This is a genomic window from Ruegeria sp. I1 (assembly GCF_056532675.1).
In genome coordinates this window covers 50,913-64,260 of the sequence record NZ_JBQFNM010000004.1, presented here as the reverse complement: position 1 = coordinate 64,260, position 13,348 = coordinate 50,913, and the positions used below count along the sequence as shown (strand labels likewise).

The following is a 13,348-nucleotide window of genomic DNA, read 5'->3' as shown; positions in this document are numbered from 1 at the left end:
GCAATGAATACACCGATTGAAATCAACACCGAAGGCGACCGTATCGTTTATGTCAAAACGGTCGAGGTTGCCGATCTGCCAAGTGATCTGCAGGATCAGGCAGGTGATCTGGATCAACTCTACGCCGTGCATGATTCCGATGGTCAGCAATTGGCGCTAGTCGCCGATCGCAAGCTGGCCTTTGTTCTGGCGCGACAGCATGATCTGTCTCCGGTGGCCGTTCACTGAGGGCCCCTTTACGCCTGATTTGGGCGTGACAATCCCAATGACACGCGCGATGGTTTGAAACCGGCGAACCCCGCCGCTTTTTTCCTGTGTTCGGAGGCCGCGTGATGAGCTGTTTTGACTTTGATTGGGTGGATGCCTTCAGTGACCGCGCCTTTGGGGGCAACGGATGTGCCGTTGTCCACGATGGCGCGGTTCTCCCAGCAGATGTTTGCATGGCCTATGTCCGCGAAACCTCACTGGTGGAATGCACATTCACCGGGCCATCCGATGTTGCCGATATTCAGGTGCGGTATTTTCTGGCCAGTCGCGAGATCCCCTTTGCCGGACATCCGACAATCGCGACGGTGACTGCGATGCGGTCGCGTGGTTTGATCTCGGGCGATGCTCTGACACTTGAAACAGGTGCGGGGCTTGTGGCGATCAAGTTGAATGGGGACGAGATCGAGATGACCCAGGTCGCGCCGGAATTCGGTGCGCATGTACCTGCTGAACTTGTTGCCTCGACCATCGGGCTGCCAGAAAGTGTCATTATATCTCCGCCTCAGTTCGTTTCGACCGGGCTGCCCTTTTGCATAACAGTTCTGCGAGATCATGAGGCGTTGCGTGCAGCACAGCTTGACGTAGGGCCATTGCGCAAAGTTGCCGCCGCTGCCGGGTTTTCCGGTTCGGACATGGCCGAGCCGTTTCTGGTGACCTTGCAGGGTGCAACGCCTCAGGGCGATACATTCTCGCGTCTCTTGCTGGCCCCTCCCAGCCCGCCCGAGGACCCGTTTACCGGATCAGCGACTGGTGCGATGGCCGCCTATCTTTGGAAACACGGGTTGATGGCAAAAGACAGTTTCATCGCAGAGCAGGGGCATGACATGGGCCGCCCCGGTCAGGCGACCGTAACCCGCGTTGGGCCATCTGAGGCGATGACCGGAATCAAGGTCGCAGGGCGTGGACATGTGCTGATGCGCGGACAGCTGGACTTGCCCGATCAGATGTGACCGCATTTTGGGTTCAGCCAAAAGAAAAGCCCCGGTCTAGGCGGGGGCTTTCTGTATTCTGGTATGTTACCCGGCGATCAGGCCCATGCTTTCCAGTTTTAGCAGGACCTGGTGGGCGCAATTGTCGACCTCGACATTCTCGGTCTCGACGCTCAGTTCAGGGTTTTGGGGAACGTCGTAAGGATCTGAGATCCCGGTGAATTCCTTGATCTTACCTTCGCGGGCCAGCTTATAGAGCCCCTTACGGTCGCGGCGTTCGCATTCCTCGATACTGGTCGCCACATGGACCTCGCAGAAGGCACCGAACTGCTCGATCTCTTCGCGCACGGCGCGACGGGTAGTGGCATAGGGCGCAATCGGCGCGCAGATGGCGATGCCACCGTTTTTGGTGATCTCAGACGCGACATACCCGATGCGGCGAATGTTCAGGTCGCGGTGCTCTTTCGAGAAGCCCAGTTCCGAAGACAAATTCTTCCGCACGATGTCACCATCCAGCAGGGTTACCGGGCGGCCACCCATCTCCATCAGCTTGACCATCAACGCGTTGGCAATGGTGGATTTTCCGCTCCCTGAGAAACCTGTGAAGAACACGGTAAAGCCCTGCTGGCTGCGCGGCGGCTTGGTCTTGCGCAGTTCTGTGACAACTTCGGGGAAGCTGAACCATTCTGGGATTTCAAGCCCCTCGGACAAGCGGCGGCGCAACTCGGTGCCCGAGATGTTCAGGATGGTGACATTATCCTTATCCAGAATCTCGTCATTTGGTTCGTACTGGGCGCGTTCCTGCACATAGACCATATGTTTGAAGTCGACCATTTCGATGCCGATTTCATCCTGGTGTTTGCGGAACAGGTCCTGTGCGTCATAAGGCCCATAGAAATCCTCACCAGCCGAGTTTTTGCCAGGCCCTGCATGGTCGCGCCCGACGATGAAGTGGGTGCAGCCGTGGTTTGCGCGGATCAGGCCGTGCCACACTGCCTCACGCGGGCCAGCCATGCGCATGGCCAGGTTCAGCAGGCTCATCGACGTGGTCGAGGCCGGGTATTTGTCCAGCACCGCCTCATAGCAGCGGACGCGGGTGAAGTGATCGACGTCGCCCGGCTTGGTCATGCCGACAACCGGATGGATTAGCAGGTTTGCCTGCGCTTCCTTGGCGGCGCGGAAGGTCAGTTCCTGGTGCGCGCGGTGCAGGGGGTTGCGTGTCTGGAAGGCCACGATGCGGCGCCAGCCCAGCTTGCGGAAATAGGCGCGCAGTTCATTCGGTGTATCCCGACGGGCGCGGAAATCATAGTGCACCGGCTGCTGGATGCCGACAACGGGACCGCCCAAATAGACCTTGCCAGCCGCGTTGTGCAGGTAGTTAACCGCAGGGTGTGCATCGTCATCGGCGCCAAAGACTTTCTCGGCCTCACGCGACTTGTCCGGTGTCCATCGGTCGGTCACAGTCATGGTGCCAAGGATCACGCCCTCCTGATCGCGCAGGGCGATATCCTGGCCCAGCTCAATCCCTTGGGCAAAGTCTTCGTTAACGTCCAGCGTGATGGGCATGGGCCACAAGGTGCCATCGGCCAAGCGCATGTTCTCGACGACGTTGTCATAGTCGGCTTCGCTCAGGAAACCTTTGAGCGGGTTGAACCCGCCGTTCATCAACAGCTCCAGATCGCAGATCTGGCGCGGGCTCAGGTCCCAGCTTGTCAGATCGGCGGCTTCAACTTTCAACTTCTGGGCCGAGTCATACGATACATACAGTTCGGGGATCGGAGCCAGATTACTTAACATCGTCATCAGAATACTCTTGTCACAGTGTAAATTTGCCGGTGATTCTCGGCCGTTTCGAGGCGGATTTGCCCCGACTCTTACCCGAAGTCCACCACCGTCGCGAAACAAAGGACGATATGCGCTGATTTCCCCGGAAATGGAAGGATTTTCCCGTACACAATACCAAAGGCGACCGTGGTTCTGTTTCGGTAGCGCGATGCAATCAGGCAGAGGATGCTTGTTCTTCTCTGGTGGTGAGGTCGCTTAGCTCTGCGGCACGTGTAACAGGCACGGCGGGAACCGGTTCGGTCACGCCACGTAGCTGGAACAATTGGATCTGCTCGGGATTGATTGCCACTTCTGCCGCTTGCAGCAATTCCTTCGACACCAGCAGTTCGACCCCAAGTGCTTTGGTCTCGCTTTCAAGGCGGCTGGCAACATTGACAGCATCGCCGATAATGGTGTGCGATGCGTGCCCTGCGGCGCCGATTTCACCCAGCACCAGATCACCTAGATGCAGGCCCATTCCGATACGAATGCCCGGGCTTCCTTCGGCTGCGAGGCGTTGGTTGAAACCTTCCAGAGCAAGGCTGATTTCAATCGCAGCGTCTAGCCCTGATTTGGCAGAGACGGCGGCGTTGGCTTTGTTAAACACGGCCAACAACCCATCACCCATGTATTTGTCGACTACGCCGCCCGCATCGGTGATGGCCGGGACTATGGCGTCAAAGAACCGGTTCAACAGAAAGACGATGTCGTAAGGAAGCTGCCCGGTCGTACGCGCCGTAAAACCCCGCATATCCAAAAACAGCACGGCCAATTGCCGTTCTTGTCCTTGGCTGGCATGCCCTCGATTCCGCTCGCCATCCGGGCGAAAGACGCGAAACACAGTTAGAGGATCGGTTGGGCGGATTTGGCAGGCGAGTCGGGTTTGGGGCGAGGCACCCACCGCAGCCAGGCTGCGGGCCTCGACCTCACTGGGGGCATCCAGCCCTTCGCTGCCATCTTCGACAATGACACGGCATGTGGTGCAACGCCCCTTGCCTCCGCACAGCGCCGTGTGTGGGATGCCGTTGGCTTGAGATATTTCAAGCAATGTCATGCCTTTTTCTGCAACCACATCCGGGCCTTGCGCATAGGCGATCCGCACCGAATGCCTGCGACGCCAAAGCTTGCGGCCCAGAAAGAAGACCCCGCATGCGCCGAGCGTGATCAGAAAGCCCAGAACGGCGTTGTTCTTCATAGTAAGCAGGACGCCGAAGGTTTCAGGTGATGGCCAGTTATAGTGCTCAATGTATTGCTCACGCAGAAACTCATCTGCGAAATCCACCCAGATGCGCCGGCCCTCAGTTAAGACACCGGCCAATGCGAAAGAGGGCACAAAAACAGCTACGCCGATCAGATAGGGAACGGTTTTTGACCACCAACTGGTCAGGCGCAGCCACATATGAAGGCCGATACAGCCATGTATCCAGACGATCAGCAGCAGCAGGCTTTGCATCCAGATGGCTGAGCTGGGCCACATCAGTATGATGATGTACCCCATCTCATCGTTGACGTCGAACACCTCATGCGCGATGCGGGTATGCACGATGTGCGAAATCAATTGCAGCGGGATCAATAACCCCAGCACAATCTGCAATGCTGAACTGAACGGCATCCGCAATGTTCTGCGCTGGATGACCGAGATCACCGCAAGGGCCGCGTGAAGGATCAGCGCGGCATAGAACAGCAGGCTGACGGCATTGTGTCGGGTGATCGCCTTGCGACCATCCTGCATCCCGTGCAGATAGTCGGTGTGAAACAGGCCCAGCCCGATATTGATAAAGTGAAAAAACGCGAAAACAAACAGGATCAGGCCGCTGCCAATCCGTAGCTGGGCTGCCCACCCGCCGCGCCAAAGTGCGTTATCCAATGCCGGTACCCGCGAATGCTTCGTTAGGGTGGAGTGTGAGGGGCAGGCTTGCACGGGTCAAGCCGACCTGAACCGCAGAAGGTAAAAGGGCAGAGAGTTCGACGTGCCCCGAAACCTCTGCGCGCCTTTCTATTCCTGTTCGGCCAGAAAACGCTCGGCATCCAGGGCGGCCATGCAGCCCATGCCCGCGCTGGTAACGGCCTGGCGGTAGATGTGATCGGTCAGATCGCCCGCAGCAAACACGCCTGGGATTGAGGTTTCGGTCGAACCCGGCTTGGTCACGACATAGCCGCCCATGTGTGTTTCCAATGTGTCTTTGACCAACTCATTAGCGGGTGCGTGACCGATGGCGACGAAAACACCTTTGCAAGGGATCTCGGTGATATCGCCGGTCTGAACGTTTTTGACCCGAACGCCTTCAACACCCAGTGGCGCATCCGTTCCAACGACTTCTTCCAATTGGTGGAACCAAAGGGGCTCGATCTTTTCGTTCTTGAACAGGCGATCCTGCAGGATTTTCTCGGCGCGCAACTCATCCCGACGGTGGATCAGGGTCACTTTGCTGGCAAAGTTAGTCAGGAACAAAGCCTCTTCCACGGCCGTGTTGCCGCCGCCGATTACAACGATCTCCTGCCCGCGATAGAAGAAACCATCGCAGGTTGCGCAGGCCGAGACACCAAAGCCTTTGAATTTCTCTTCCGATGGCAGACCAAGCCATTTGGCGCGGGCGCCTGTGGCTAGAATAACCGCATCCGCAGTATAGATGGTGCCGCTGTCGCCCTTGGCGGTAAAGGGGCGCTTGCTGAGGTCCAGATCGCTGATGATATCGCCGATCACCTCACAGCCCATCGCCTTGGAGTGGTCCTGCATCCGCACCATCAGGTCGGGGCCCTGAACCTCGGTATCGCCGGGCCAGTTCTCGACCTCGGTCGTGGTGGTCAGTTGACCACCCGGTTCAATGCCTTGCACCAGAATGGGTTCCAACATGGCCCGGCTGGCATAAACGCCTGCGGTATATCCTGCAGGTCCCGATCCGATGATCAGAACCTTGGTGTGTCGTGTCTCGGCCATAGTACCCCCGCTCGAACTGCCTGACTTGGGCGTTTCGCCCGTCGCACCGATATAGCGGCGTGCGCGCAGGGCTTAAAGCCCTTTCCTTTTCACGAACGGGGCAGGGGCTTGGTGGTTTTTGCGATTTGAAAACAAAGAATATTGCGCAACAGCGAAAGATTATTGCGCAAGCGGAGGGTGCTGATATAAGAACCGAAAAATCAGGAGCACTTTATGGTCACCACACGGCTGGATGAGATTGATCGCAAGATTCTGGCAGAGCTGCAGGCTGACGGTCGGATGACCAATGTTGAGCTTGCCAAACGTGTCGGTATCTCAGCGCCGCCGTGTTTACGCCGCGTGCGCACTTTGGAAGACTCAGGCTATATCAACAGCTACCACGCAGCGGTAAACGCGCGTGAATTGGGATTTGAAGTTCAGGTTTTTGCCATGGTCGGCCTGGACAGCCAGGCTGAATCCGAACTGCGCGCATTCGAAGAACGTTGCCGCGAATGGCCGCTGGTCCGTGAATGCCACATGCTCAACGGCGAGGTGGATTTCATTCTGAAATGCGTCGCCCCCGACCTGAGCAGCTTTCAGCAATTCCTGACGGGTGAACTGCTGACGACGCCGAACGTGGCCAGCGTAAAAACCTCGCTTGTTATCCGAGGCGCAAAAGACGAGCCAGGCGTACCATTCGACGTTCTGGAAGAGCGTATGAACCGTACCGCGTGAACCGCGTTTGTTTTGGATGTGGCTGGCAGGGTGGCAGCATTGCCGCCACCGCCAAGGATACAATCCAGCTTAGTAAAATCTGCATGATGCCCCCGCTCTGCAGTAGTATGTAAATTTCACGCCGTCAGAGCGTCGACCTCTCCGTCTCCGGCGCGCGGCATCAGCAACGGGCCGAAATCGTTCAGTGTTTCGACATGCGCGAACAGATTCAAATAAATCGACCGTAGGGAATGGCTGATCAAACGAACCGCGTTTACCCCAGGATGATAGGTTTCAAACTGCAACCCATCAACGCGAATGACCGAATGCTTCTTCAGGCAAATGTGAAACAACTCTACCGGAGTTGGCGGCATTGTTTCAATGACGTTCATGCCGTCCTGAAACTCTGACGCTGGTGTCAGAACCGGCCCGTCCCCATAAATGTGCCGCAGATGCCCCGGCGTGCCCAGCAATCGCGCCGCCGGGCCGGCGATCACACCGGACAAAGGCTTCTGCATGCCGAACGTATCCGCCATGATCCGTGTCAGAGGACGTGTGCGCCCATACGAATCTTCGCGCCCTGGGATGAGAGTGACTGACCCTTTCCAGACCACGGTTTCCGACGACCCATCTTGGGTCAGAACGGTGTCCCCCGGCATAAGGTCTTCAATAGCCAGAGGGCCATGTTCGGTTTCCACCAGCGATCCACGCGAGAAGGCGCAAAATGCGTCTTCGAACATGGGCAATGCTGGTGCAATATGGCGTGTTTGCGCGACATCCCCATTGTCGAGCAGAGTGCTTACCTCATACCGGCGCAGTTGCGCCTTTGGCTTTGATGCTTGTCTTGGAACCTCGCGCAGCAAGGCGGATGTATCAACCGCATTGCGGGCCGCACGGGCCAGTGAGCTAGGAATAGTCACTTATATTCCTTCCTTTCTAATCTCCGAACAGACGAGGCATACCCCCGTACAGGCCCGTCCAACGGAATAGTTCTTTGCCCTGAAATAAATGAGGGACCCTTGGACACTGCCAATGACGGCGGTGCACAGCGACAAAACCTTCGCTTTCCATTGGTCAACACATTGACCCCCCAGGCAAACTCGTACTTTGCGGGCGCAAATTGCCCACACACACACTTCTGAACACACGATCGCCGTCATATGGCGATCCCACGTCACCGGGCCGAAGCATTCCCGATACGCACTCCAACGCAGGACCGGCAGCTTGGTCCTGGTGGTTTTCTGGTTCAGCGTCGCGCCATCAACCGGCGGGCGACCCTGACAGAATGGCTTGAAACCCGTTTCCATGGCATTTCCAGTTTCTGGTCCTGCGCCGCGGCTAAGACCGCGTTTAGAAAGCGAGTTTTCGATTTCATTCTCTGATCCTGTATTGATAGGGCTTACTGCCCTTTTTCCCTTATGCCACCAAGATCACGCCGTTTTGCGGCAGAGTTGTGGCTTATCCGGGATAAAATCAGGACTGAAAGTGAAGTTTGGCAACTCCTCCAATTTGAAGCGCCAGAGTCCACTTGTGTGGACGTCAGGTAACGATCTGAACACTGGCAAAAACACTACGATTCTGCCTTCAGATAAACACAATGATTGTGGCGGAAAGGTGGCGATTTCGCCTTAATTGGAACTATTTCTATAACCGGATCGCCGAAATCAAACGGCCGTAATCCGCTTCTTTCGAATGGGTTGCGCGTCGGTAAGAATAGAACCGGTCAGGGTCGGAATAGGTGCAATGCCGGGTCCATTCGGCCTGGCCAACGCCCGCCTGGCGCAGCCGGTGAAGCCCAAATGCTGGCAGGTCAAATTGCATCCGATCTTCCTGCCCATTTGCAAAGAAACGGCTGTTATTCGGGGACTCTGCCAGAAAATCATCCAGAAACTCGGGGCCGACTTCGTAGGCGCGCTGCGAGATGGATGGTCCGATTGCGGCGCGGATGTTTGCACGTTGCGCGCCCAACGCCTCCATCGCGTCAAGCGTTGCTTCCAGCACGCCGTCCAGCGCCCCACGCCATCCGGCATGGGCGGCACCGATTACTTTAGCCTCGGGATCGGCAAAAAGAACCGGTTGGCAATCGGCGGTCAGTATGGTCAGCGCAAGATCGGGAGTTGCGGTAACAATTGCATCAGCTTTGGGTTTCTCGCCCTGTAACGGCGCATCAATTGTCAGAACGGTTGGTGAATGGACCTGATGAATGCCAATCAGCCGCTCAGGCGTCACTTCCATGGCTGCCGCGACCCTGTTTCGGTTCAGCGCAACAGCTTGTGTCTGATCCGACGATCCGTGCCCGCAATTCAAACCGGCAAAGATACCAGAAGACGCGCCGCCTCGTCGTGTAAAGAACCCGTGCCGCACGGGCGACAGCATGTCGGAGGTCAAGATTTCCAGTGTCATGGCTCCAGTCCCGGCGGTGGTGCTGATTGTGCAGGGTACAGGCCCAGCACTTTGAACAGGTTTCCCATTTCATCAGGATGCGTCAACCGGCGATGTGCGCTGATAAGGCGTTTCTGCTCTGGCACGTTCAGGTTTTTTGTCAATGCCTGCGCGCGTGCGGTGATCCCCAATCGTTCCAGAAACACGCCTTGTGGCGTCAGCCGGGTATGCGCGCATCCTGAAGCACGGGCCGCCATTGCCAGCGGCTCAAAATCAACATGCGAGGTCAGATCAGACTGACCCGGATTGTCCAACGGTTTAACCTTCTCATGCGCTTTAACGGCTTGCAGCGTATCGCCCAGCGAGCGCCAATCGCCGTAGTCGATGATCAAAGCCACTCCGCCATAGGAGGTGATGCAGGTGGCGATATCCGTCACGATCGGTGTTGCGGCCACGCATATTTCGACAAGGTCACCATCGTTGGTGTCGCCCAGCCGGTCGTTCAAGGCAATCTGAGGCGTGTTAGGCCCCAGACCGAATGCAAGGCCGTCTTCAGTCACGCCAATCCGTCGTTCTCGCCAACCTTCGCCCTCTCGGATGAACTGGCGAATGGGCAGGGCGTCAAAGAACTCATTAGCGACCAGGTACAGGGGCTGTTCGGGCAGTTCGGTGGTAGCGCCGATCCAATTGGGCGTGTACTGGCCCAGCGTTTTCGCCTGAACCTGTCTAAGCGCGGGCGAAGCTTCGACCAGATACATCTGTGCTGCTTCGTGAAACCCTGGAACCTGCCGGGTGGCGCGCAGTATATCGGACATCAAAGTCCCGCGTCCGGGGCCAAGCTCGGCCAATGTAAACGGGCTCGGGCAACCTTGATCCATCCAGCTTTGTGCAAGTGACAGACCGATCAGTTCTCCGAACATCTGACTGATCTCGGGGGCGGTAATGAAATCCCCTTGCGCCCCAAACGGGTCGCGCGTGCTGTAGTAACCCAGCGTGGGATGCAGCAGGCATTCAGACATGAAGTCAGCCACGCTCATCGGGCCATCATGGTGAATGCGACCGATCAGATGGTCCTTTAGCGTCATGCCGCCCGCCGGGCACGCAGGGCAAACCACAGGCCAATGGCGATCATCGGAAGCGATAATACCTGGCCCATTGTCAGGCCGTAGCCTCCGACCTGCCAGGCCAAGCCCAACGGGTTGCCGGGTGAGACGAACTGAGCATCCGGCTGCCGAAAGAACTCGACAATGAACCGTGAGGCACCATAGCCCGCGAGGAACACGCCCATGATCAGGCCGGGTTTGCGAAAGGCACCGCGGCGATAGACCAGCCACAGAAGCACGGCACCCAAGATCAACCCTTCAAGTGCGGCTTCATAAAGCTGCGATGGATGACGCGCGCAAAAGCCCGCAACGACGCCTGGGCAATCCTGCGCGGCAGTGCCGGGGAAGATCACGGCCCAGGGCAGCTCGCTCGGGCGACCCCATAATTCGGCGTTGGTGAAGTTGGCCAAACGTCCCAGCAACAGGCCGGGCGGCACAGCATAGGCCACCAGATCACCCAGCGACAGGATCGGCAGGGCATGACGACGCGCATAGAGGTAAGACGCAACGATGACCCCCAACAGACCGCCATGAAATGCCATGCCGCCTTGCCAGACTTTCAGAATATCCACCGGGTGCGCTAGGTAGTAGGCTGGTTGATAAAACAGAACGAAGCCAAGGCGCCCACCGAGGATGACGCCTAGAATGATCCAGGTCATCAGGTCCTCCAACTGTTCGGGCTGCATCGGCGGTGCATCGTTGCGCCACAATGCAGGCCGCCGCAAGGCAATGACAGCCATTCGCCAGGCGATCAGGATGCCCGCGATATAGGCCAATGCGTACCACCTCAGAGCGAACTCCATCCCGAACAATGAGATCGAGAAGAGTTCGGGTGACAGATCGGGGAAATTCAGAACAGCCTGCATGTGCGTCTCATTGCCCGGGGTTTGCATGGCAAGTCAACCTTGAGCCTGCGCCAATCATCCCCCATATAGAGAGCAACAGCGTTATCGGAGTAAAGCCATGCAAACCCGCAACAAGATCCTCGACGATGTCTCTCAGTTGATGACCAACGCCATGGGCGTGGCGCAGGGCGCGCGGGAAGAGGCCGAGAACGCGATGAAATCAATGCTGGACCGCTGGCTGGCAGACCGGGATTTTGTAACGCGGGAAGAGTTCGATGCGGTGCGCGCGATGGCTCAGAAAGCGCGCGAGGAGAACACGGCGCTCGAAGCTCGCATCGCCGCGCTTGAGGCGAAACTGGACAAATAGCGCCCACACGTTTGATTTTCTGAAAACACCGAGCACCGCGCAGACCTTTCCCGGTTTGTGCGGTGCTGTGTATCTTGCCGCCTTGCAGGATTTAATCAAGACAAAGCTGCATCCAACGCCAATATTTTGATCGTCGTTGCCAGCTGTCCACAACTTATTGCTGTTATCCCCAAGAAATAGGGTTGCCAGAACTCGCCTCGCGTCGCACCATATTTAGTACAGGCCTACGGGGGAAGCCCGGCTTGTAGAGCAGGCAACTAGCGCTGGGGCGCTGCCAGCCCCAACATGCTAGAGATTAGTGAGGTGGCATTATGGCCCTTTCCGAGCAGTTTCTCGAAGAAGACCTTCATCCAATCGATATTGTTGAACACCTGGCCGAACATCACGACTGGGATTTTGATCGTATTGGGGACGATCAGATTGCTATGGCGGTTGAAGGGCAGTGGCGGACATATTCGATCACGTTGGCCTGGTCGAACTATGACGAAACACTGCGCATGGTCTGTTCGTTCGAGATGGAACCCCCATCCGAGCGTGAGAGCGAGCTTTATGAACTGCTGAACAAGATGAACGATCAGTGCTGGGCCGGTGCATTCACCTACTGGGCAAACCAGAAACTGATGGTCTACCGCTATGGCTTGGTTTTGGCTGGTGGCCAGATGGCCAGCCCGGATCAGATCAACACCATGATATCAGCTGCAGTCATGAGCGCTGAACGCTACTACCCCGCAATTCAACTGGTCACATGGGGCAATCGCGATCCGGAAGATGCGATACAGGTTGCCATTGCAGAGGCATACGGCCGGGCGTAAAGCTTTGCCCCGAACCGATATGTAAGGGGAGGGGCAATCATGGACATGTCGCGCGTGGCCGAAAACGGCCTGGTGCTTTTGGGTTGCGGAAAGATGGGGTCCGCGATGTTGGCGGGTTGGCTGGAACACGGTCTGCCCGCCTCATCCGTTTGGGTGATCGATCCTTATCCCTCAGATTGGCTGCGGGCGCAGGGCGTTCATATCAACACCACATTGCCGAACGCGCCTGCTGTTGTTCTGGTTGCCGTTAAACCGCAGATGATGGGGGATGCTCTGCCTGCCATTCAGGTGCTGGGCGGTGGTGGCAGCCTGTTCGTGTCTGTCGCCGCGGGTACGTCGATTGCAACATTCGAGAGTGTTTTGGGCGCAGGCACCCCGATCATTCGCGCCATGCCCAACACACCGGCGGCGATCCGGCGGGGGATCACGGCGATGATTGGCAATGCGCATGTAAGCGAGGAGGAACAGAAACTGGCCGAGGACCTTCTTGCCGCGATTGGTGAAACCGTCCGACTGTCGGAAGAGGCGCAGATTGATGCGGTCACCGGTGTCAGCGGTTCAGGTCCGGCCTATGTGTTCCATTTGATTGAAACACTGGCGGCTGCGGGTGCAGCGCAAGGGTTGCCGGATGATCTGGCCATGAAACTGGCCAAGTCTACGGTTGCCGGGGCAGGGGCGCTTGCCATCGCTGCCGAAGACGGCCCGACGCAGCTACGCGTCAACGTCACCTCACCCAACGGCACCACTCAGGCTGCGCTTAAGGTGTTGATGGATGAAAAGGACGGCTTCCCCGATCTTCTGCACCGCGCGGTCAAAGCCGCGACGGACCGGTCAAAGGAATTATCTCGTGCGTGAAATCAGCTTTGATGATTTTCTTAAAGTGGATATCCGGGTTGGTGAGGTCATCCGTGCCGAACCCTATCCCGAGGCCCGCAAGCCCGCGATCAAGATGTGGATCGATTTTGGTGATGAGATTGGTGAGCGAAAAACCTCGGCCCAGATCACAGCCCATTACGATCCCGCTACTTTGGTGGGCAAGCAGGTCATGGCCGTGGTCAATTTTCCGCCGCGCCAGATTGGCAAATTTATGTCCGAAGTTCTGGTTCTGGGTCTGCCAGATGAAAGCGGTGAGATCATGCTGATCGGACCGGATGGGAAGGTTCCTTTGGGCGGCCGTATGCACTGAAC

15 protein-coding genes are annotated in these 13,348 nt (G+C 57.2%); 7 read left to right on the top strand and 8 right to left on the bottom strand.

Annotated elements, in window-relative coordinates; translation table 11 throughout:
* The first annotated feature begins 3 nt into the window (after positions 1-3).
* On the top strand, positions 4-228 hold the full coding sequence (locus ACR0DH_RS08880) for a DUF1150 family protein (protein ID WP_170536263.1): 225 nt from the start codon (positions 4-6) through the stop codon (positions 226-228).
* 104 nt (positions 229-332) lie between these two features.
* Complete coding sequence (locus tag ACR0DH_RS08875; RefSeq protein WP_480548841.1) at positions 333-1,217, top strand: PhzF family phenazine biosynthesis protein; 885 nt, start codon at positions 333-335, stop codon at positions 1,215-1,217.
* A gap of 66 nt (positions 1,218-1,283) precedes the next feature.
* Here the strand turns inward: ACR0DH_RS08875 and ACR0DH_RS08870 are convergent, their stop codons facing one another.
* The 3 genes from ACR0DH_RS08870 to trxB form a co-directional block, all read right to left on the bottom strand.
* On the bottom strand, positions 1,284-2,999 hold the full coding sequence (locus tag ACR0DH_RS08870; RefSeq protein ID WP_480544198.1) for a bifunctional sulfate adenylyltransferase/adenylylsulfate kinase: 1,716 nt from the start codon (positions 2,997-2,999) through the stop codon (positions 1,284-1,286).
* A gap of 196 nt (positions 3,000-3,195) precedes the next feature.
* Positions 3,196-4,887 carry an adenylate/guanylate cyclase domain-containing protein gene (locus tag ACR0DH_RS08865; protein WP_480548843.1) on the bottom strand — a complete coding sequence of 564 codons (1,692 nt, stop codon included), beginning with the start codon at positions 4,885-4,887 and terminating at the stop codon, positions 3,196-3,198.
* A gap of 129 nt (positions 4,888-5,016) precedes the next feature.
* The gene (trxB, locus tag ACR0DH_RS08860) at positions 5,017-5,958 is read right to left on the bottom strand and encodes a thioredoxin-disulfide reductase (RefSeq protein ID WP_480548845.1); all 942 of its coding nucleotides are present in this window, start codon (positions 5,956-5,958) and stop codon (positions 5,017-5,019) included.
* Between the two features lie 213 nt (positions 5,959-6,171).
* Here trxB and ACR0DH_RS08855 point away from each other — a divergent pair, with 213 nt between their 5' ends.
* Positions 6,172-6,672 (top strand): Lrp/AsnC family transcriptional regulator, encoded by a 501-nt coding sequence (locus tag ACR0DH_RS08855; protein WP_170536272.1) that lies wholly within the window; start codon positions 6,172-6,174, stop codon positions 6,670-6,672.
* A gap of 116 nt (positions 6,673-6,788) precedes the next feature.
* On the opposite strand, the gene ACR0DH_RS08850 is transcribed toward ACR0DH_RS08855, so the two are convergent.
* From ACR0DH_RS08850 to lgt, 5 genes are all read right to left on the bottom strand, one after another.
* Positions 6,789-7,571, bottom strand: coding sequence for a Hint domain-containing protein (locus ACR0DH_RS08850; RefSeq protein WP_480548847.1), 783 nt, complete (start codon positions 7,569-7,571; stop codon positions 6,789-6,791).
* A gap of 326 nt (positions 7,572-7,897) precedes the next feature.
* Positions 7,898-8,026, bottom strand: a complete 129-nt coding sequence (locus ACR0DH_RS08845; RefSeq protein ID WP_480548849.1) for a hypothetical protein — start codon at positions 8,024-8,026, stop codon at positions 7,898-7,900.
* Positions 8,027-8,295: 269 nt separating this feature from the next.
* Complete coding sequence (pgeF, locus tag ACR0DH_RS08840; protein ID WP_480544193.1) at positions 8,296-9,054, bottom strand: peptidoglycan editing factor PgeF; 759 nt, start codon at positions 9,052-9,054, stop codon at positions 8,296-8,298.
* The gene (locus tag ACR0DH_RS08835) at positions 9,051-10,118 is read right to left on the bottom strand and encodes a class I SAM-dependent methyltransferase (protein WP_480548851.1); all 1,068 of its coding nucleotides are present in this window, start codon (positions 10,116-10,118) and stop codon (positions 9,051-9,053) included. The genes pgeF and ACR0DH_RS08835 overlap by 4 nt, the downstream gene beginning before the upstream one ends.
* Positions 10,115-11,002 (bottom strand): prolipoprotein diacylglyceryl transferase, encoded by an 888-nt coding sequence (gene lgt, locus ACR0DH_RS08830; RefSeq protein WP_480544191.1) that lies wholly within the window; start codon positions 11,000-11,002, stop codon positions 10,115-10,117. The genes ACR0DH_RS08835 and lgt overlap by 4 nt, the downstream gene beginning before the upstream one ends.
* 97 nt (positions 11,003-11,099) lie before the next feature.
* Here lgt and ACR0DH_RS08825 point away from each other — a divergent pair, with 97 nt between their 5' ends.
* From ACR0DH_RS08825 to ACR0DH_RS08810, 4 genes are all read left to right on the top strand, one after another.
* The gene (locus ACR0DH_RS08825) at positions 11,100-11,348 is read left to right on the top strand and encodes an accessory factor UbiK family protein (protein ID WP_353010465.1); all 249 of its coding nucleotides are present in this window, start codon (positions 11,100-11,102) and stop codon (positions 11,346-11,348) included.
* Between the two features lie 311 nt (positions 11,349-11,659).
* Positions 11,660-12,160 (top strand): type III secretion system chaperone family protein, encoded by a 501-nt coding sequence (locus ACR0DH_RS08820; protein ID WP_170536283.1) that lies wholly within the window; start codon positions 11,660-11,662, stop codon positions 12,158-12,160.
* A 39-nt stretch (positions 12,161-12,199) separates the two neighbouring features.
* Positions 12,200-13,015, top strand: coding sequence for a pyrroline-5-carboxylate reductase (gene proC / locus ACR0DH_RS08815; RefSeq protein WP_480548853.1), 816 nt, complete (start codon positions 12,200-12,202; stop codon positions 13,013-13,015).
* On the top strand, positions 13,008-13,346 hold the full coding sequence (locus ACR0DH_RS08810; RefSeq protein WP_353010469.1) for a tRNA-binding protein: 339 nt from the start codon (positions 13,008-13,010) through the stop codon (positions 13,344-13,346). Before proC ends, ACR0DH_RS08810 begins: the two co-directional genes overlap by 8 nt.
* The last annotated feature ends 2 nt before the right edge of the window (positions 13,347-13,348 follow it).